Source organism: Sphingobium sp. Leaf26, assembly GCF_001421665.1.
Classification (GTDB): Bacteria; Pseudomonadota; Alphaproteobacteria; order Sphingomonadales; family Sphingomonadaceae; genus Sphingobium.
This window is the reverse complement of record NZ_LMKV01000028.1, coordinates 278,807-298,052: the sequence shown is the minus strand read 5'-3', so window position 1 is coordinate 298,052 and position 19,246 is coordinate 278,807. Positions and strand designations below refer to the sequence as shown.

Sequence of the window (19,246 nt, the reverse complement as noted above, 5' to 3'; positions counted from 1 at the left end):
TAGGTCACGGCGCTCACTCCAGCCATCACTTGGCTGCAAGGATTTCATAGGAGGCGATGCCCGCGAGCCTATCGAGTTCGGTTACGCCTGGCGCTTCGAGCCAGGCGACGAACTGCGCAGGGGTCGTCTCACCCGCCAACACACGCAAGACGCCCTCAATGAAGACCTCGTGTTCGATGAGCGTTACGTCGAACGCACCCTGCGCCTTCTTGCGCGAATGCTCGTCGAACCTTGGCTTGCCGAGGGTCAGACGATGCATGGACTTATCGTAATCGACCGCCTTCTGCAGGATCGCGAAAGAAGCTTCCTTGGCCAGAACCGGTGGCCGCTTCGTCGTCGTCTTGCATTCGATCAGGATCGCGTGATCCCCCAAAGTCAGGAGGAGGTCCGGCGCATTTTGCTGCCGACCATCGTCGAGCTGGCGCACCGTCCAAGACGGCTCTCGCGCGAGCAGCGCAATCATCGCATCCTCATAGTCCGTGCCCAGCGCCTCATTGCACTGCTCGACCAATTCGGCGACACCAAGGCGTTGAGCGAGTTGGCGATGCACTTCGCGGAACTTGTCTTGGCGCAGGCCGATCGATGCCGCCACCGCCTTCAACAAGGCCGTCATCCGCTTCTCGCCCCCGACCGCCTGCTGGACCTTGTCCTTGGCGGCGCTGAGCAGCTGGTCGAAAGTCTCGATGCCCTGGCGAAGAAGCGCGACGGCACGCTGACGGCCAAAGCCAGGCACATTCTCGCGTTGTGCGACGCGCAGGATATCGAGTGCCTCAATCGGCGTGCCCCACTGGATCTGCCGAGCAAGCATCTGCAACTTGTTGGTCAAGCCTTGCGAGAAGCCGAGGTCGGGTACGCTCGCGATGCGGCGCAGGCCATCGAAAACCCATGCGATGTCGGTGGCTAGGCGATGAAGCTGTCCGGCGGGCAGATTGGTCTTTCGCCGAATTTCGCGTTCAGAGGCGCCAGCTGCGAACAGCACGAGGGCATGGGCGCCCTGATTGACCTGGCGGTTGGTCGGGTCGATCGGCGCAAGCAGCGGGTAAGCGCGTAGGAAACCGATAGAATCTACCGGCGCCCGGCCGCTTGGCCACGGCAGAAAGCGCGACGGCGTGTCTCCTACAAACTCGTCGCACGATGCCGCCCAATGCAACAATCCCGGCAGATGTGCGTCGAAGTCGGCGTCGATCGCAGCGGCGCGGGTCCGCATCATCGTAAGAAAGGCGATGGCGGTCGTCGGCAACAGCCCGGATTGGGCGACCGCCTTGCCGACGGGGGTCGCGAAAAGCACATCGAACTCGTCGTCGATCAAGTCGGCGGCAATCAGCCAGTCGACCGCCTGCGCGGCTGTATCAATCAGCGGTTGGAGTTTGTGCGGATTGCGTTCGCGGATCTGGTGCCACAACAGGCTGAGGCGGAAAAAGTCTGCCAGGGCTTCGCGCTGGGCGACCACACCGTGAGCGATCAGCGCGAGCACGCTCCGGCGCATCGACAGGTCGACGAGCCGCGAGGGAACGCGGTCATTCTCCGGCCTGACAATGCTCGCGGCGTGGGATCGTTCAGCTTGGTTCTTGGGGACGAGAACCGCGTAGCCATCGGGGTGAAGGCCAAGCCGCCCCGCGCGCCCGGACATGTTGCGGTAATCGGCGCGGGTCAGCATCGTGCCTTTGCGGTCGCCATACTCATAAGTGAGCTTTGCGAATACAACCGAACGAAACGGAAAGTTCACTCCAGCGGCCAGCGTCGATGTCGCAAAACAGACGGAAAAGGCCGAAGTGACAAATCCATCCTCGAGTACCTGACGCTCTTGTGCGGTCAGGTCCGCGGAGTGGAAGGCGACCTGGCGTCGCGCGAGTTCCTGCAACTCTTCGGACGCTTCTGTGGGCTCGGAGAACAACGCAAGCTGTTCGGCGATCGCGATCCCCTGCGCTGTTTGTTGCTGGGCACGCGCGAAGCGCTTCGCGAGATCGACCGTCTCGTTGCGCGATTCGGTGAATACCAGCACTGGCCCGCGGCCAAGCGCGATGAGCTTGCGGGCGACTTCGACAGGATCCTGCGGAATATGTTCGTCTTCGAGACAGGGCGCTGCGTCTTCCTGCCCAAAGCGGATTTCATAGGCCGTGCCGCCGGACCAGACCTGCTGGATGAGATCGACGTCGCGGTCCTGGCAACCGACAAGAGTGCAACCCAGCCATTCGGCCAATTCCTCGGGATTGCCGACGGTGGCGGTCAGGCCCACCAACTGCCGTACGCCTTCGCGCTTGAAGATCGTGCAAAGCGTTTCGATGTTGGGACCGCGGCCAGGCTCTCCGATAATCTGGAGTTCGTCAGCCACGATCACGGAGGTCGCGACCTCCAGTTGCCCCGAAAGCAGCATAGCCAGAGCTTTTTCATAGGTAGCGATCAACAAACGCGCGCGCGCTTCGCCTTCGTCCCGGTCGCCGGTACTCAGCGCGACGGAGACAGTGGCTCCCAAGCGCTGCTGAAAGTCGACATATTTCTGATCGGCGAGCGCTCGATGGGAGACGAGATAGAGGCAACGATCGCCGCGCGCGAGACCGGCCAGGATGGCGATCTCGCCGACTAGCGTCTTGCCCGAGGACGTCGGCGCGCAAGCAAGGAGGCTGCGACCGTCCGCGAGGCCCGCCTCGATTGCCATACTCTGAATGCCCGTGAAATGACGGATGCCCCACCCGCGCAGTGTTTGCGCAAGATCATCTGTCCAGCCGGGCGCTACCATCGTATCGACGTTCATACTCAGTTCCCTTTTTGCTTTCCTGTCAGACGACCATCATTCACCGGTCATGCGATGTTGCTGAGAATTGCGCGTGGCGATGGCGTCGATGATGGCGCGAACTGCGTCGCCCACATCGGGATCGGCCTGCTCGATCAGGCTTTCGTCGCTTCCCGCCTGTATGTAATTGGCGGCGAGCTCGATCGCTTGGCGCCGCGGCGCGGACAGGCCCTGCGTTTCGCGCGCGGCCTCTTCGGTCAGATCCTTGAGAAGCGGCACCGCCGAGGCGCTTTCGAGAAGCCCGCCCAGCAGGAAGGTCGCACTATCCTCGAAAGGCGTGAGACTAGCGCGTGCGCGCAGGCCATCAAGCAAAGCTCGCCCGCGTTCGAAGGCGACTTGCCGTCCCTCCTGAGCATCGACCACGCCGAGTGCCGCCCCGCACCGCGTGAGCACCGCTTCGCACAACCGGCCCATATGTTGCGCGGGCCGCTCGTCGAGTAACGGCCAAACAGCCGCCACGTCGCCGCCCAGGATGTGCAGATAGGCAAGCTGCCCGGCGCTCCAAATGATCTGTCCCTGAAAATTCACCGAGCGCGATTGTTCGAAGGCTTCACGACTAAATTCGCGCGCTCGATCGAAGTCCTGCATGCAAATGAAGGTGATGGATATGGAGGATAGCGTCTTGATCTGCTGGCGCGGATTTTTGATTTCCCGCCACAAACCAAGTGCGGTCTCGTCATGCGCCAAGGCATCGCGGAATTCCTTGAGCTGCCGATAGGAGGCCGCCATCCAGCTATGGTTAAGCGCAACACTGAACCGCTTGGTGCTGTGCTTCTTGAGAAGCTGGATTGCGCGTCGATGCGACTGGATCGACTCGCGAAATCTGCCGCTCTCGCGCCGGGTCAGCCCTATTCCGCCAAGCACCCAGGCCTCGCCGACGTCGTCGTCGAGCAGCTGCCAGATTTCCTGCGCCCGGATATAGGCATCGACGGCGTCGCTGTGTCGCCCCATCTTGCGCAGGCTTTCACCGACTTCACCCCAGAGCGACGCCACGCGGTCCTTCGCGCCTTGCTTGGACCAGAGTTCGATCGCCAGCTTCGAGTAGTACAATGCGTCGTCGTACTGGAGTGCGCCTCTAAAATCCTGCGCCAGCTGGCTTAACACCCACGCTATCGTTTGCGGTTGATCACGCTCGCGCCAGATTTCCAGCGCCTCGCGGTGGGCTTCGATGGCGACCGGATAGCGCCCCTCCTTCGCTGCCGAAACACCGATCTGGCCGAGGATAAGGGCTGTGCCGATCTCGTCTTGCTCTGCGCGCGCAACCGTCAGCGCCTTGTTGAACTGCGCTAGGGCGAGCCTATGATTGTTTTCGACCGTTGCGGCCAATGCGCGAATTGCGTCGCCGTTGTTCGTCTTGGCCGCCCAGGAGCCAAGGTCGCCGCCGCCGGCTGCGAGATAGGCGCGAATGAACTCGCATCCCTCTTCCTCGCGTCCATCTTCGAACAGCGCGAGCGCCTGGCGACGGTTTTCCTCGGCGGAGAAGAAGCCGTCCAGCAGCTCCGCCATCCCGGCGAGCGGGCTGTAATTATCGTGGAGCAGATAGCGCTTGCGGTAATATTGGACGAAGAGGCGATCGGCTACCTGATAGAGGAAATCGCGACCGCCGGTACGCTTCTTGCCGACCACGAGATGGCGCTCGCGCAGCCACGCGAAATGCTGGGCGATGCGATTCTGGGTTGTGCCGACGCGGACGGCGAGGTCGCTCTGCGAACAGGGTTCTGACAAACGGATCAGCGCGTCAAACAGGGTCTTAGTGCGCGGCGGCATCTGATCGATGACCGCCTGATAATAAGGCGTTAGATCGTCGACCAGTTTGTCGAGCAACGCCGCTGCGCTGAGCGGATCATTCTCGATGAGCAAGTTGGCAAGCGCGACCACCATACGCGGCGCGCCGCCCGTGAATTGCGACAGCGCTCTGATCTTGCCGCGGTCGAGCATTTCCGGTTCCCGGCCCTCCAGTACCGCGCGGCGCTCGAAATAGAGGAGATGGTCCTCTTCGGTCCACGGCAGCAGACTGAATTTGGCGAAGGCGTGGAACAGCCGTTGCTCATAGTCCTGATCGAACTGCGCGGAGGTCGCCGTCGCCAAAATGGCTAGATGTTCGCTCTCGGCCAATAAGGCACGCAGCTTCGATTGGTCGGAAGGTTCTTCGAAGACCTGGGTGATGAGATCGTCGAAATTCTCGATGACGACGATTTGGATGATCTTGGGATCGAAGCCCGCCAGCGCAGCATCCAGATTCGCGCGCGCCGCTTCCCAGGCGCCCGGCGGGTCGTCGAGGAACTGCCCCGCAACGCTGTCGGCTGGCGCACCGGTCAGTCCGCGGGTGATTTCGCGCAGAAGGCTGGCGGGCGTTGAGACGTTGCGCTGTTCTTCGGGCAAGATCGTGACCCGCGCCGGCCGCGCCTCGTCAGCGATGGCAAGCTGAACCGCGCGGGCAAAGAAGGATTTCCCGAACCCACGCGGCGCCGTGACCAGAACTTGCTGCCGGATGCCTGGGCCGCCGGTCAAGGCTTCGACCACTGCTGAAATTAGGCGATCCCGGCCGGTGGAGAGCAAGCGGACCTGGCTGTCCGCCATAGCATGGGGGTTGAAGCGCGATATTTCCATCACACGCCCCCCCGCGCGCGACGCCATGTCTTAAGCAGGTTTTGGACTAACCGGAAGCCAGAGCTCTTGAGGTCGGTACGAATGAACTCGGCCAGTTCAAGCCGCCGGGTAACCCGTAGCGGATCCTGTCCAGCTGCCTCGCAGATCGTGTTGATCTCGGCATTGGTAATTTTGCCGTCCGCGCGTGACGCCATGGTGTTGAGCACCGTTTCAGCTGTCTTGCGTAAGTCCCCGTCAAACCGCCGCTCCAGCCGCTCGTCGAACTGTTGGTAGAAGGATGCGAAGATTTGGGGCTGGACCTGGTTCTCGAATATCTCGGCGATCACCTCTGGGGTCGCATGCTCCTCAACCCGCAGAAAGTTCATCGCGGTCTGAATAAAAAAAGGAAAATGGTCCGGCAGCTCGCCGAGGAGCGCCGTGGTAGAGGCCTCATTCCAATCTCCGAGGCCAGCCACGCCGGCCAACGCTTCCGTGAAGGCGACCGCTTCGGTTTCGCTCAGCGGTTGCAAATCGATCCGGGTCAGGTCGTTAATGACCAACCCCTCGATCTTGAGGTCTTCCAGGAAGGCTTCGATGCTGACCGAGCCTGCGACCGCCATGGCAAGCCCCGCATTGCGCCAGGCACGCAACGTTGCCAGCACCAAGCGGATATCATCTACGTTTTCCGTGCGCCGATGCATGTTCTCTAGGAAGAAGGGCAATTCGTCGATGAGGAGAACTATGCGCGTACCTCCATTGAGGTGCTCGCGCGCAAGCATCTCCACGCTCGCCTTGAGCGGTTCCCAGTAGTCGCGGATATCCTTGTCGAACTCCACGCCGGCTTCGAAACCACCACCGCCTGCATTGGCGGAGCGGATTCGGCGCTGGATCGCATCCATGAGCTTTCCGGGCAGACGCTTGGCGCCATCCCAAAAGCCCCGCAGTTGCTGGAGCTTGTTTTGCGGCAGCGCGTTGAGGAACGCAGTGAAGAATTCGCTAATCGACTGAAGTTCCTGCACGTCGATATAAAGCGACGTTACACCGCCGTCTTCCTCAAGTTGACGGCGCGTTTCAATGAGCAGCGAGCTTTTGCCGATACGACGCCACCCTTTGACGAGCAGGCTGCTGCCATCGAGAAGCGAGCGCTTCGCGAGACGAACCTCCCGATCGCGGAACATGAAATCCTGACCCTTTACCGGCGGGCCCGCTACGATTCGCATTGCAACCTCCTATGCTGTGATTTTGATATCAAAAAGTTTGATATCAAGCAAGATGGAATGCGGAGCGGTAGAAACAGGGCTGGCGGATGAACTCGATTTGATGACCGGAGGCGGCCTCTATTTGCCGGCCAATTTGTCCGTTAGTAAGCGGGGCCTGAGGGCCGCCTTGCGTGGTGCCCATTCACGGGGATGATTGCCGCTCTTTGAGCGAGGTGGCGGTGTCTGACGAGATCGAGGATTCAGCAAGCGAACGGGCGAGTAGTCATATGAGTAATCGTATGAGTAATCGGATCGAGGTCGTTAGCCGGGTGTCGGGCCGACGGCGCTGGACGGTGGAGCAGAAGCTGGCCGCGCTGCGGGATGCATTTGGTCCAGAAGGTTGCGTGCGCACGGCCTGTGAACGCCATGAGGTTGGCAGCGGCTCGATCTACACATGGCGGCGACAGGCGATGTCCGGCGAGCTGACCGGGGTGCGCAAGCCGATCGAGCCTGCATTTGCAGAGGTGCAGATCAGCGAGCAGCTGGCCTTGCCCGCCCCGACGGTTGCGGCGCGCAGCAACGGCGTGATCGGGATCGAGCTGCCATCGGGCATCAAAGTGAGTGTGGACGCCACGGTCGATGCCGATGCCCTGTCGCGGGTGATCGGCGTTCTGGCGCGATGATCCCGCTGCCGCCATCGACGCGGATATTCCTGGCCTGCGGCGCGACAGATATGCGCAAGGGTTTCGACGGCCTGGCGGTGATGACGCAGCAGGTCCTGGAGCAAAGCCCGCATTCCGGTGCGCTGTTCGCTTTCCGGGGCAAGCGGGGCGATCTGGTGAAGCTGCTCTGGTATGATGGCCAGGGCATGTGCCTGTTCTCCAAGCGGATGGACCGGGGGCGCTTCGTGTGGCCGTCGACCAAGACGGGGTCGGTGGTGATGACCGCAGCCCAGCTTTCGATGCTCTTGGAAGGCATCGACTGGCGGCGACCTGAACGCACATTCACCCCTTCATTGGCCGGATAAAACGCCCATTTTCCGGCGCTTTTACTGGCATTGCGACCACCGATCTGCTATATAATCGTGGTGTCGGACGCAGGCTTTTCCACCCCTGATAAAGACGCTCGGATCGCCGAGCTCGAAGCTGCATTGGCGGCTGCCCACGCCGATATTTCCGCCCGCGACATCCTGATCGATACGCTGCGCGTGCAGATTGCACGCCTCAAGCGGATGCAGTTCGGCAAGTCGTCCGAGAAGCTCGATACCCAGATCGCTCAGCTTGAGCTGGCGCTCGAAGAACTCGAAGGCGAGGCCATCGTCGCCGCCGCGCGTCGAGGCGATCCGATAGCCGTAGATCGGCCGTCGCCGGTTCGTGCGCTGCCTGCCCATCTGCCGCGTGAGGAGCAGCGGATCGAGCCCGAGCAGGGCAACTGCACCTGTCCGGACTGCGGCGGCGCGCTGCGGCCGCTGGGGCAGGATAGCGATGAGATGCTCGATGCCGTGCCTGTGCAGTGGCGCGTCATTCGGACCATCCGCCCCAAGTATAGCTGCCGGTCGTGCGAGAAGATCGTACAAGCGCCAGCACCGGTGAAGGCGATAGCCAGGGGCAAGGCGACCTTCGGCACCTTGGCCCATGTCGTCGTCTCCAAGTTCGACCATCATCTGCCGCTCTACCGTCAGGCTGAGATAATGGCGGCGCAGGGCATCGAGATCGATCGCTCGACGCTGGCAGGCTGGGTCGGCCAGGCATCCGTGCTGCTCGACCCGATCATCAGTCGTATCCGCGAGGTCGGCCTGACCGCCTCGAAGATCCACACCGACGATACGCCGGTGCCCATGCTCGATCCGGGTCGGGGTAAAACGGCGACTGGCAGGCTCTGGGCTTACGCCGTCGACGATCGCGGCTGCGGCGCCACGACCCCGCCGCTGGTCTGGTACGAGTTCACCACCGACCGGACCGGCGCGCATCCCCAACGCCAGCTGGTCAGTTTCACCTGCTATCTACAGGCCGATGGCTATGCCGGATACGACAAGCTCTACGACACCAACCGCGTCACCGAGGTCGCCTGCTGGGCGCATTTCCGGCGCAAGATCTTCGACATTCACGCTACCAAGTCCACCCCGCTCACCACTGATCTGCTGGAACGTATCGGTCAGCTCTATGAGATCGAGGCTGAGGTTCGCGGCCATCAGCCCGATATCCGACGACAAAGCCGCCAGGACCGAACCCAGCCATTGATCGACGATCTGCGCCAGGCGCTCGACGATGCAACGCGCCGTCTCTCACCCAAGTCCGAGATGGCAAAGGCGATCGCCTATGGCCGCAAACGCTGGGTCGCTCTGACGCGCTTCCTCGACGACGGCCGCCTGGAAATCGATAATAACATTGCGGAGCGCGCCATGCGCTGCGTGGCCCTAGGCCGCAAAAACTGGTTGTTCGCAGGCTCAAAAGCAGGCGGCGATCGGGCCGCTGCCATCTACTCGGTCATCGAGACTGCCAAGCTCAATGGCCTCGAACCGCAGGCCTACATCGCCGATGTCATAGCCAAGATCGCTGCTGACTGGCCTGCCGCTCGCTGGGATGAACTCATGCCTTGGAACTGGCAGCCAGATAATCAGGCAATCGCCGAAGCCGCCTGATCTGCGGCCTCCAGCCCACGCTTACGTCCGTTATGGATTGCAACAAATTGATTTAGCTCACTAAAGCACGGGATCCGCTTTCAAGCTGACGAAAAATTCGTCAACACAAGTCGCGAGGTGCTCGGGCGCACATGTGCCTACTGTGCCGAAAGCGAGCTTAGTCGAACTAGACGAGCCGACGACACCATCTGGCCCAACTACCATTGCCATGACCGTCGAGCACAATCGGGAAGCCAGCTCAGCTGCGTAACCCACCGCCTGATAATAGCCCGCTCGTGCAACAAATTCAGGGTTTCTCGAGTATTTGCACTCCAGAACAAGCGCTTCGCCCTCACCCGACAATAGTAACAAATCGGCGCCTAACGATCTGTCTTTCAGGGCTAGTCCCCTTGTGGCTTCGGCGTATGGTGCCCGTGTTCCTGACACACTCCATATGCCTGCGGCCTCAAACCAAAGGGACCAAACCTTTCCGGTGTTCTCTGTTATTCGAAACGCGGGACCAGTGCTCCTTGCACTGATTGGTCGTAACGACACAATCGAGCATCCTCGACCTCTCAAAGCTTGCAAAAGGACACCCAAGACACCGAGATGAAAGAGCCGCCATCGAATTTCATCATCTGGCATCAGCAGTTCATACGCCATGCGCTCGGGTGTTTCTTCCAACACCAACAATGACTCAGCGATGCGCGCCACATTACCCCAAGGTCGACCCGCACGCGCAACGGCCCGGAGATCATGCCGCGTTGGTCGAATAGAATCTGCTGAAAAAAGCGGATCGAAGTTCAGTAGGCGACTTGTCACATCGAGTTGTGCGCGAGCTGGCAAGTCTACTTCTGTAAAACTCTTTAAGGCGCCCAAGCGTACTCGAGCCAACCCCTGAAGCGTCCACTTCAACGTGGTCGACAAAAGCATATCCGTTGAACGCACCGATTGTCGGGCGGCAAATTCCTTGGGCGGCCAGCCGTGCCGGATACGAGTCGTGACCCAATCCGTGCCGGCTAAAGGGACATCTGCTGTGACGAAATGTTGGAGACGGATCGCCGGTAAGGCGTCCAGCCACGTTGCTAATCGAGATGGCAAGCTGATCAAGTCAGGCATCATTTGCTCAAAAAGCAACCGATGAGCTCGCGCCCGCAAGTCGTGCGCAGACCAAGCACGCTCATCCGCTTCGTCAATAGACGCAGCGAGGCCTTCAAATAGCTGCCCACGTCCGATCCACTTGCTCAATACTTCGGCAAGGCCGGCCTCTGGAATGGGCGCTGACGTCAAGCGAGAGATTCGATCATCGTCTCGATCCAACTCCATTCAGCATCGGAGAAGACGCCACTCTGCTGAGCGCGATCACGCAACCCGTCGCGATCAGATGGTTCGAGTTGAGCGAGCCATGTGCCGATGTGAACGACATATGCCTCGGCAAGCAGTTCCTCGCTCAGTGTATTGTCAGCGATGTTGGCGCTCTCGTCTCGGAGAGCGATTGCCGATGCAAGGTAGCCGCACATCGCAAGGAATAGGGCCGGACCCAAAACGGTTGCAGGACTTGCATGATGCGCAGCATACAGCCTCGCAACAGCCTGCCGCAAATCTGCAGAGAGTCTTGATGCTCGCTCGCCGAGCACTTCGACAAACAGATCCGGCGTCAACGCGGGCACCGGCACACGAACAAACCGCCTACCGAGCGCCTGACCGAAACGGAAGACCCGCTGGGCATCTAACGCATTGTACGTTCCCAGCAGGCGCCAATTCGCGCCCGCTTTATAGCGTATTGCGCGCTGTTCTTCACCTTCGCTTACGCTCGAAGCACCCGCGGTCCAACCAAGTAGAATTTCCCGTGCGCCATTACCGCTGTGTTCCGAACCAATGGCCACCGTTCCGCCTGAAAGCCACGTCAAGAGGCCACCGAAGATGCGATCCATGTCAGCTCGGTTTGCTTCGTCGAGAATGAGCCAGCGATCATCAGCAATTGCGCGAACAACCCAACCCGGGCGGAATCGAATTTGCCCATCAACGATCGTGTCGCCGCCCACCAGATCACGCGCCGTCCAACTTTCGTCTGGCGTTGCCCATAGCGGATCGTGGAATACGCCTCCCTCAGGTACGAACTGAGGATCGCCCGAAAGTGTTCGGACGGCTTTGGAAAGCAGCGCCGTTTTACCGGTCCCGGGTGGACCGACCAATATTACCGCCGGCGAGGACCGAATCGCGGTAAGGATCATCCGCCAAGAGCGGCTATCAATCCTGATGTCGTCACCGCTAAACTCGTCGAGCGGAACCGTGAGAACCGCAGGATTGGGATCGCCAACTGCCACGGTCGGTGTGGCTGCGAGGCGTTTCTTGACAGCCTCGACGATGCTCGCGACCGGCGCTGCCTCTGTCGCGCTTCTGACCGCCTTCAAACCGACGATCAACGCGTCTCCGTCGAGAGGTGGCAAGTCGCCCGCCCAAACATCATTACCGCTCACATTGGCGTACATCGTGATCGTGCGATGCTCGAAATTTGGCGTGAGCGAAAAACTAGAACTGCCGGAGGCGGGAATCTCTCGTTTCGCCGCTTCCTTCGCGAACGCGCCGAATAGTGTAGCTGCCGCTACGACTAAGAAGCGGCTCTGATTGTAATCGAACACGAGCAGCAGCGGATTGCGATCAAATAGTGCGCCGTCGCTTTGAGCAATCGCTTGACCGAGTGCTTCAGCTCTTGTGGCTGGCCTATTGCTTGCGTTCAAGATGAGGGTGAATGCGACTGCCTCGAAACCCTGCTGCCCTGGCTCATCTATGCGAATGCGGTACAGCGGGTTGGGGCTACGACTGAGTTCAATGCCGAGATCATTCGCAAGATCGCGCATCGAGATCTTCTCGATGTTGATCCGCGGATCACTGGCTGAAAGCGCCTCTAGGCGTTCTTGGAGAGCACTGTCATTTGCCACGATCAGGCACGCACCGAGCTTGAGCGATCCGACGCTTTGGCCGGCAGATCCCGATAGTAACGGTCGAGAACACCCGCGACCTCCTTCGCTACTGCTGCGGCCATCAAGGTAGGCACTGCGTTACCGCAAAGTTTGTACTGGTCCACCTGACCGCCAAAGAACTGGTAGGTGTCAGGGAACGACTGAATTCGCGCTGCCTCACGGACTGATATCAGTCGCTGCTGGCGGATGTCATAATGGATGAACGTCCCCCAGTGCGGATCGGGTTTCGTCAGTAGCGTTCCGGAAATCTCGTCTGGCCGGAGCCGGCCATACCGCTTGGTGTGATCTTTACGTTGTGCACGCTGCATACCCGGTGGGAGAAGCTCGTGCGGAATGGATCGCCAGTCTCCGCCAGCAGGAATGTGTTTGACGCGTTCAATATTTGGCTGAGCCAAAGCACGACACCAGTGATTGCTTAGCACTGATGCGCCATCTCGCGCCCAGAGTTGATAATCGGACTGTGGTCGCTTCGCCTTGGAGTAGGAGGCCAGATCCGATCCGCCACCGTTGGTGAGCTGAGGCAAATCGCTCATAGCCTCTGCAATTGTAATCGGATCACAAAGGTTCGGGCCGATCTGCGGCACGCCCGGCTGATTAAGCCTCTTCCGAAAGCCAATAGCATGATGAAAAGTATGAGCTCGCCCACCTTTGAAGTGCGCTTGGGCGAGTGAATAGTGGCGAGGGATGGGAAGCTCAACAATTCCAGCTCTGTCGGCAACATCGCGACGCGTGCCAACAAGTACGACGCGGAAGCGATCCTGAGGCACACCGTAGTGCGCGGCATTAACAATCTTGAATGCCACTTCGTACCCGGGGCACCCCTTAGTCGGACGGCCGATCATGTTGACTAATTCGTCGAAAAAGCGACCGCCTTCTAGCGAGTACATTCCCGGCACATTCTCCAAGACGAAGACCTTAGGCGCGAGGCCCTGAAGAATGCGAACATAATGCCGGAACAGAAAGTTGCGCGGATCCTCAGCAGAACGCGTGTGGGAGTTGACCGAATATCCCTGACACGGGGGGCCGCCGAGGAGGACGTCCAGCTCGCCTTGCTCGAGCGGTTCAGCCGATGTGCCAGCCGTCTGACGAAGCAATGTATCCACGTTGATGTCTTCGACCGAGCCGCTTACCGCCACAATCTCTCCTTTTTTGCCGTTCGAAGCAGCATAAAGAGGATCAAAGTTCATGAGAAAATTATGCAAAGCGAGTGGCCAAATATCGTTGGCAAAGCGCGGATCGAACCCGTGCGCGTGGAACCCGCTGGACAGTCCACCGGCGCCACAAAAAAGCTCGCCTGAGATGAAGCGACGCGGCGCATCGGAAACTGTCTGCATATTTTCTCCCCGCCAAGCCGAATTGCACGCTGCAAATGCTAGCGAACCCCCTAGCAACCGCAATCGAATTTGAGAAGCATTTGTTCTCAAATTGTTCCACTCGCTCCACAGTTCAGCGTCGGTGCGCTCGAACAACACCCTGTCCGATGGAGCTCAGCCGATCGACGGTCCCGATCGGCCGCGTCCGAACTGCCAGCTGATCCCGTCCGCCCGCATGATGCCGGACGCTGCCTTGCCGATGTTTCGCTCAAGAACGTCACGCCAGGGTACGAGGGTAAAATCCCGCGACCGCTCGACCAGCGCGTAGCTGCCCCCTTCGAGGTCGACCCGGCGGGCAATCACTCCCTCGATCCGGTCGCCCGTGCTGGCGGGTGCGAACGCCTTACCGACATCCTGCGCGAGCCGGTCGCCAGCCTGGCGCAGTTCACGCTGGCGTAGCTTATACATCGTTCCTTCCCGAAGGCGAAGCGTGGCGCCGTCCAGGGCAGCCAGCTGCTGCTCCACCAGCCATTGCCGGCGTGCCGCCAGAGCGGTCCGGACCTCACGCCCGAAACCAGCATCGCGCACGGCGCTTCCCGCGCTTCCATCCAGCTCCCTGTCGAGCCATGTCGGGGCATCCTTCACCGCGAGTTCGGCGACGGGCGTGCGTGACATGACAGACACCGCCACTGGCCGATCGCGCTGCTGCCGAGCGGCATATGCCTCGGCGCGCGCAAGATGATCTTCGGTTATGGTCCAGTTCCCATCCTCCGATCGCTCTGGCCCCACGCCCGCCCGTCGCATGGCCTCCAGCCGCCGGACATGGCTCGCGGCATAGGCTTCGCTGGCCTGCGGATCACCCGCCAGATGGATGTCGATCGAATAACGGCCGCCATTGGCCCGGGCGACGGCATCGACCGTTCGGTCAGCCTGCGTCACGCCAAGCCTGCTTGGTTCGATCCGCACCGTCGCATTTTCAGGCACGTACGGCACCGCATCGGCCCGGCCGATATCGAGATAGTGGACCCGCCCATCGATGCCATCGACCATCATATAATGGCGGTCGCGATGCTCGTCGGAAAAGCCACGCTGAATCACCCGTCCGACGATCGGTTCTCGAAGGTCATTTGACACGACCTGCTCGACGCCAGCACGGTCAAGCCTGCGGGCGGTCAACTCACGCTGCATGAGGCGGATGATGTCGCCGCGCTCACCCATCCGGCGCAGCGTTTCCTCCAGCCCCTCAGCGAGTCTGTAGCGTCCGCCACCGACATCGTCGGCCAGGTCCATCGCCTTCAGTTTGCGAAGCCGGCCTGCCGCCACCGATTGCTGGAAGGGATCGTTGTCGGCCGGTGATGCCGTGCGATCGACGCCCATGCGGCGCAGCAGGCGACGGTCGATTGCTGTCAGCCGTTCCTGGTCGACATCATGGCGCAGCCGCGCCTCGATCTCATGGTCCGTACGAGGGCCGAGGTCGAGCGTCACAAGCTCGGACGCGCGCTCGCGAAGCCCGTGCGAAATATACTCCCGCGCGATGACCAGATTGTCGCCCTGGTCATCGACCCCGCGCAGCACGATGTGGGTATGCGGACGCTCGGTGTTGAAGTGGTCGACCGCGACCCAGTCCAGCTTCGTGCCAAGGTCCTGCTCGACCTGGGTCATCAGTCGCCGGACATAGGGCTTGAGATCGGGATATTCCGCGCCGTCTTCGGCGGAGACGATGAAGCGAAACTGATGGCGATCGCCGGCGGTCCGCTTCAGGAAATCACCGCTATTTGCACGGTCGGTTTCGGGACCGTAAAGTTCGCCTGGCAAGCCCTCGCGGGTCACCCCGTCGCGCTGGATGTAGCGCATGTGCGCGCGGGCGGCCTGACCGCCCTTTCCAGCCAAGCGAATCAGGCTCGCCTTCACTACCGCACGGCGTCCGCGAAATCCCGCGAGCCGGTCGCGGCTCGACAGCAATCGCCCCATGCTCGCGCCGCGCCCGATCCGACTGCCGTCGAACCGTCGCGAGCGGACTCCGGTCTTCGTGCCCGCGAGGCGCGCAGCAGCGCGGATGCGTCCCCCATATTTGACGATCTTCTTGCCATCCTTGCCGCGCTGGCTGCCGAGCCGGGGGGTGAAATCGTCGTCAGACATCACACCGTGCTCCGGTCTCGCGATTTCGGGCAGAAAATGGCTGATTTCGGCCATTCCGGCCCTGACTGTCTCGCGGTCGCGATTGCCTGTCTCGTGAAAAAAGGATGTGCAGACAGGGACTTGGCAGGGGTCGCGAGACACTGCCTTTATCTTGTTTCCCCTCCCTTCCCTCCCACTCACCCCCAAGGCTCAAAAAAAGGGGAGAGACGAGCGCCTTGCGACGCCGCCTCTCCCCGCGAATTGCGCTGCGATCAGTGCGCATGGAGCATCGCGTCCCTTGCCCTGACCCGTGACGTGAACTGGCGGCATCCCACCATCCCGTGGGCCTGGCCATCGCCATCCACGATCATGGTTGCACAGAACCATTTCCCGTCGAGCCGCCCGCAAATCGCGATCCGGTCGAGTTCGAATTCCTCGCCATCGGTGCGTTCGTAGGCGCCGATCCAGCGCTCCTCGATCCGAGCATCCCAGCAAAAGTCCGCTTCCTCAGCCTCCAGAAACCGGTGCGCCAAGGCTTCGCCAGCACCCCGACCGAATTCCAGTTCAAGGCCAGAAACCAGCGCTGCCATCACGCGATCAACGGCATTCGCCGACGCCGTTCCGATGCTTTGATACATGCCCATTAAAACCTCCAAGCTTCGCGTTCCCATCATCGAGAACGGCGTTCGAAGGACGGCTGGCGGAGCGGCTGTCAGGGCCGCGGAGCGAAGCGCCGCGCCGCGAAGCGGACGTGGGGGGAACCGATTTTCGAAGAAAATTGGGGGGCACCCGCGGGCCTTGATAGCCGCTCCGCCAGCCGTCATACTGGGTCTATCGAGACGAGCTTCCTTCCTCTCGTTGGCACACGACCTCACGTCATCGCCCCTGCGACAGCGCAACAAAGAGTGACCCCTGGGCCGACGCATCAGGGCTATCGACGAGCGGCGATGCTAGTACTCTTCGTACAGCAAAAAGCCTCTCCACTGGCCGCGCTGCTGCCGAGGCCTGATCACTCCCTTTTGCTTCCGGCGCGACACTGGCGAGATAGCCGATGGTCTCGCGCGGCAGTCTTGTGCGACCGGCAAGATAGTCGGCATAGCGCCACGGTCCGGCATTGTAGGCCGCGAAAAGACCAGGATAGCCGAAGCGATCGTACATCAGGCGAAGGTAGAATGTGCCCGCGAGGATGTTATCGCGCGGGTCATCCGGATCGGCGCCAAGGCCAAGTCTGGCGCGCATGTCCGACCAGGTCGCAGGCATGACCTGCATGAGCCCGATCGCGCCCGCCGACGACCGGATCGGCCTTCCGCCCTGGGAAGTGCGGCCCCGGCTTTCGGCTTGCATGACGCGCTCGATCCAGGCCGCCGGGACGCCGAAACGCAGCGACGCCTCGCGGATGTACGGCCGCCATGTCGCAAACGTTGATCCAGCTTGCTGGGCCGATGGCTGGCTCGCTGCCGGGACCGGCGCGGCGAACGCCAGAAGGGCCACGGCCCATCTCAGCGGCGCCACAGCAACCGTGCCTTCCCGATGAGATCGTTGCCTTCGGTCACCCCGAAATAGCGGCCGTCGAACGAGTCCGGGCTGTCCATCAGCAGCAACAGTTGCCGCCCCCGCAGCATGCGACAGCCATGCCATGAGGGCATGGCTCGCCTCGCGCCATCGGCCAGCCGTCGCCTCGCCGCCGGCCGGCCGTTGACGAAGACCTGGTCGCCAAGCGCACAGATTTCATCGCCCGCCTCGGCTACGACGCGCTTAACGAGCGGGACATTGCCAGGGAGATAACGCCGGGCGGCGGCGAGCGCCCGGACAGGTTCGGGCAAGCGTGCCACCACCATGTCGCCGGGAGCCACGGTCGCATGCGGATTGATCCAGTAGAGCCCGACCGGGGCACTGGCGCTGACGTTCCAGACAAGGCGCGGCGTTGGCGGAAGCATGGCCGAGCCAAGGACCATGCCGAGCCCCAGTCCAACGGCGAAGAAGCGCCGGCTGCGGCGACGCTGCACCTCCTTGCGCAGGCGAAGCGCCTCACCCCAGGCGAGAAGCGACGCATCGCGCCCACTTTCGCGACGGCCGCTCACTTCGACAGCCCACGCGCACTATGCTCGCGCGACCAGGCATCGAGATCATCGATATGATATTGGACGAAGCGGCTGTGGCGGCGGAAGATCGGTCCCGTGCCGCCGCGCCGCATGCGCCGCAGCAGCAGGGCGGAAATCTTCAGATAGGCTGCCGCCTGCTCGGTGTTGAGGAAGGGCGAGCCGCGCTTGGCGCGGGTCGCCCGGGCGATCTGGTCGTCGTCGTCCATGATGAGCCATCCTTCGAATAGAGCGACCCGAGACAATGCGGTCGCGACATCGAGGATGGCTGGCGGGATACCGGGGCGGGAGTGTCGGAACCGCGAGGCGCGTTTTCGACACAGCAGGGCCGGGCCCCGCGCCGGTTTCGGCGCGGGGCTCGTGCTCCTCAGCGGGACCAGATGAGCTTGTGCTCGCCATTGTCGCCCTGGGTCAGCGTCGCGTAGATCGGTGCGGGAAGCGAGGGATCGTCGAGCTTGAGGCTGAGATATTCGGCGCCGGTCTCGCGAGCGGCCTTGGTCCAGCCCGCGCCGAACTCGACGCCACCGGCGCTGACACGATGGTCCGGGGCCTTGTCGTGCTCCCGGTCGACGGGCCGGATGGTGGCCTTGACGCGAAGCGTGAGGGTGCGGATTTCCCCGTTGTAGACGCCGTCCTCGTTGCGAGTGAAGCTGCCGATCTGTGCCATGATATATCTCCTTCTCGATTGCCCGAATGCCGCCCGATGCGGCCTCGATGGCGGTCGATCGGGCGGTGTCGTGCCGCCGTGCACCGGGACGGCCGCAGCGCCAGCGAAGGACGGCGAGAGCGCCTGTTTCTTGGTCCGCGAGGAGCCCGTCAGGGCGGGGAAGAAAGAGGCGCGAAGCCGTTGCATGGACAAGGCGCGCACGCCGCCAGACCAGCCTTCAAGAGAGGCCAGGGTCGGCATGAGCGATCCAAAAGTGGAGACGTTTGTTCGCACGATATGGCTACGGAGCCCTGGGCAAGGACAGGCTACGAGGAGGCCGCAACGCTCGGGTGCGCGCACAAACGCCCCCCCGCGTCCTAGCGCTCGGCAAGCTCCCGGCGCAACGGGAGGACCGTGGCGCAGGCGGGGCTGCCATCCTCGCCGGTTCCACAGACAGTGGTGACGATAATTCCGCCTCGACCCGCGCGATCCAGCAGCACAGGGTCGATATCATGAATGTCGACCTTCATCCGGCGGATCCAGGGGGAGGCATGATCACCGGCCGCTTGGCCCACGCGAACATAGACGAACCGGCGGATGGGGCCCTCGGGCCGAACCTGGTCGCCGAAGAATTTCGGACCGGGCCCGACGCGGACGGCGAAATCGAAAGCAAGCGGTTCGCCGTCGCGGGAGCGCTGCGGATCGAGTGGCTTGCCGTCCCTGGATTGCAGGCTGTGGAGTACGTGCGCTACGGGCTGATCGATGACGATCCGCATTTTGATGTCGGTCGTGTCCGTGCGCTTCATCGACGCTCCCGCATTTCTCCGCCCAGGTTCCATGACCAGTTTGCCCATCATAATGCGCCATGCTTGTCTGTTCCAGCACCC

The 19,246-nt window shown here is 61.7% G+C and carries 16 protein-coding genes; 3 read left to right on the top strand and 13 right to left on the bottom strand.

The genetic code is table 11. The annotated features are described in order from the left end of the window. Nucleotides 1-25: 25 nt before the first annotated feature. Genes ASE85_RS17130 through ASE85_RS17120 form a run of 3 tightly spaced genes read right to left on the bottom strand, consistent with a single transcriptional unit; the run spans nucleotide 26 to nucleotide 6,600 of the window. Nucleotides 26-2,752 carry a DEAD/DEAH box helicase gene (locus tag ASE85_RS17130; RefSeq protein ID WP_056691105.1) on the bottom strand — a complete coding sequence of 909 codons (2,727 nt, stop codon included), beginning with the start codon at nucleotides 2,750-2,752 and terminating at the stop codon, nucleotides 26-28. Between the two features lie 36 nt (nucleotides 2,753-2,788). Next, nucleotides 2,789-5,428, bottom strand: coding sequence for a tetratricopeptide repeat protein (locus ASE85_RS17125; protein ID WP_056691102.1), 2,640 nt, complete (start codon nucleotides 5,426-5,428; stop codon nucleotides 2,789-2,791). Beyond that, the gene (locus ASE85_RS17120; protein WP_056691099.1) at nucleotides 5,401-6,600 is read right to left on the bottom strand and encodes a hypothetical protein; all 1,200 of its coding nucleotides are present in this window, start codon (nucleotides 6,598-6,600) and stop codon (nucleotides 5,401-5,403) included. Before ASE85_RS17120 ends, ASE85_RS17125 begins: the two co-directional genes overlap by 28 nt. A gap of 278 nt (nucleotides 6,601-6,878) precedes the next feature. Here ASE85_RS17120 and ASE85_RS17115 point away from each other — a divergent pair, with 278 nt between their 5' ends. The 3 genes from ASE85_RS17115 to tnpC are packed head-to-tail and all read left to right on the top strand — an operon-like array spanning nucleotide 6,879 to nucleotide 9,220. Beyond that, complete coding sequence (locus ASE85_RS17115; protein ID WP_056691096.1) at nucleotides 6,879-7,262, top strand: transposase; 384 nt, start codon at nucleotides 6,879-6,881, stop codon at nucleotides 7,260-7,262. Further along, nucleotides 7,259-7,606, top strand: coding sequence for an IS66 family insertion sequence element accessory protein TnpB (gene tnpB / locus ASE85_RS17110; RefSeq protein WP_006957496.1), 348 nt, complete (start codon nucleotides 7,259-7,261; stop codon nucleotides 7,604-7,606). The genes ASE85_RS17115 and tnpB overlap by 4 nt, the downstream gene beginning before the upstream one ends. Nucleotides 7,607-7,630: 24 nt before the next feature. Continuing rightward, on the top strand, nucleotides 7,631-9,220 hold the full coding sequence (gene tnpC, locus ASE85_RS17105; protein WP_443018542.1) for an IS66 family transposase: 1,590 nt from the start codon (nucleotides 7,631-7,633) through the stop codon (nucleotides 9,218-9,220). A 60-nt stretch (nucleotides 9,221-9,280) separates the two neighbouring features. Here the strand turns inward: tnpC and ASE85_RS23165 are convergent, their stop codons facing one another. The 10 genes from ASE85_RS23165 to ASE85_RS17060 all read right to left on the bottom strand — a co-directional run bounded on the left by ASE85_RS23165 (nucleotide 9,281) and on the right by ASE85_RS17060 (nucleotide 19,165). Beyond that, entirely contained in the window at nucleotides 9,281-10,489 is a 1,209-nt protein-coding gene (locus ASE85_RS23165) for a hypothetical protein (RefSeq protein WP_156358401.1), read from the bottom strand. Next, nucleotides 10,486-12,060 (bottom strand): AAA family ATPase, encoded by a 1,575-nt coding sequence (locus ASE85_RS17100; RefSeq protein ID WP_235523593.1) that lies wholly within the window; start codon nucleotides 12,058-12,060, stop codon nucleotides 10,486-10,488. The genes ASE85_RS23165 and ASE85_RS17100 overlap by 4 nt, the downstream gene beginning before the upstream one ends. Before the next feature lie 83 nt (nucleotides 12,061-12,143). Beyond that, a complete protein-coding gene (locus ASE85_RS17095) occupies nucleotides 12,144-13,652 on the bottom strand; it encodes a DNA cytosine methyltransferase (RefSeq protein ID WP_200928391.1) in 1,509 nt (502 codons plus the stop codon). A gap of 18 nt (nucleotides 13,653-13,670) precedes the next feature. After that, on the bottom strand, nucleotides 13,671-15,635 hold the full coding sequence (rlxS, locus tag ASE85_RS17090; RefSeq protein ID WP_056691326.1) for a relaxase/mobilization nuclease RlxS: 1,965 nt from the start codon (nucleotides 15,633-15,635) through the stop codon (nucleotides 13,671-13,673). Nucleotides 15,636-15,886: 251 nt separating this feature from the next. Next, nucleotides 15,887-16,258 carry a hypothetical protein gene (locus ASE85_RS17085; protein ID WP_235523592.1) on the bottom strand — a complete coding sequence of 124 codons (372 nt, stop codon included), beginning with the start codon at nucleotides 16,256-16,258 and terminating at the stop codon, nucleotides 15,887-15,889. A gap of 232 nt (nucleotides 16,259-16,490) precedes the next feature. Continuing rightward, entirely contained in the window at nucleotides 16,491-17,126 is a 636-nt protein-coding gene (locus ASE85_RS17080) for a lytic transglycosylase domain-containing protein (protein ID WP_056691083.1), read from the bottom strand. After that, complete coding sequence (locus ASE85_RS17075) at nucleotides 17,114-17,695, bottom strand: S26 family signal peptidase (protein WP_056691081.1); 582 nt, start codon at nucleotides 17,693-17,695, stop codon at nucleotides 17,114-17,116. Before ASE85_RS17075 ends, ASE85_RS17080 begins: the two co-directional genes overlap by 13 nt. Next, nucleotides 17,692-17,922, bottom strand: a complete 231-nt coding sequence (locus tag ASE85_RS17070; protein ID WP_056691077.1) for a helix-turn-helix domain-containing protein — start codon at nucleotides 17,920-17,922, stop codon at nucleotides 17,692-17,694. Before ASE85_RS17070 ends, ASE85_RS17075 begins: the two co-directional genes overlap by 4 nt. Nucleotides 17,923-18,080: 158 nt before the next feature. Beyond that, on the bottom strand, nucleotides 18,081-18,380 hold the full coding sequence (locus tag ASE85_RS17065; protein WP_056691074.1) for a DUF736 domain-containing protein: 300 nt from the start codon (nucleotides 18,378-18,380) through the stop codon (nucleotides 18,081-18,083). Nucleotides 18,381-18,736: 356 nt separating this feature from the next. Continuing rightward, nucleotides 18,737-19,165 carry a DUF5990 family protein gene (locus ASE85_RS17060; RefSeq protein WP_056691072.1) on the bottom strand — a complete coding sequence of 143 codons (429 nt, stop codon included), beginning with the start codon at nucleotides 19,163-19,165 and terminating at the stop codon, nucleotides 18,737-18,739. Nucleotides 19,166-19,246 lie beyond the last annotated feature (81 nt).

What these genes read in the sequence shown, in the direction of transcription:
- ASE85_RS17070 (WP_056691077.1), bottom strand. Translation starts at nt 17,922, where the DNA reads ATGGACGACGACGACCAGATCGCCCGGGCGACCCGCGCCAAGCGCGGC.
- rlxS (WP_056691326.1), bottom strand. Translation starts at nt 15,635, where the DNA reads ATGTCTGACGACGATTTCACCCCCCGGCTCGGCAGCCAGCGCGGCAAG.
- ASE85_RS17120 (WP_056691099.1), bottom strand. Translation starts at nt 6,600, where the DNA reads ATGCGAATCGTAGCGGGCCCGCCGGTAAAGGGTCAGGATTTCATGTTC.
- ASE85_RS17125 (WP_056691102.1), bottom strand. Translation starts at nt 5,428, where the DNA reads ATGGCGTCGCGCGCGGGGGGGCGTGTGATGGAAATATCGCGCTTCAAC.
- ASE85_RS17115 (WP_056691096.1), top strand. Translation starts at nt 6,879, where the DNA reads ATGAGTAATCGGATCGAGGTCGTTAGCCGGGTGTCGGGCCGACGGCGC.
- ASE85_RS17130 (WP_056691105.1), bottom strand. Translation starts at nt 2,752, where the DNA reads ATGAACGTCGATACGATGGTAGCGCCCGGCTGGACAGATGATCTTGCG.
- ASE85_RS17085 (WP_235523592.1), bottom strand. Translation starts at nt 16,258, where the DNA reads ATGGGCATGTATCAAAGCATCGGAACGGCGTCGGCGAATGCCGTTGAT.
- ASE85_RS17060 (WP_056691072.1), bottom strand. Translation starts at nt 19,165, where the DNA reads ATGAAGCGCACGGACACGACCGACATCAAAATGCGGATCGTCATCGAT.
- ASE85_RS17100 (WP_235523593.1), bottom strand. Translation starts at nt 12,060, where the DNA reads ATGCGCGATCTTGCGAATGATCTCGGCATTGAACTCAGTCGTAGCCCC.
- tnpB (WP_006957496.1), top strand. Translation starts at nt 7,259, where the DNA reads ATGATCCCGCTGCCGCCATCGACGCGGATATTCCTGGCCTGCGGCGCG.
- ASE85_RS17065 (WP_056691074.1), bottom strand. Translation starts at nt 18,380, where the DNA reads ATGGCACAGATCGGCAGCTTCACTCGCAACGAGGACGGCGTCTACAAC.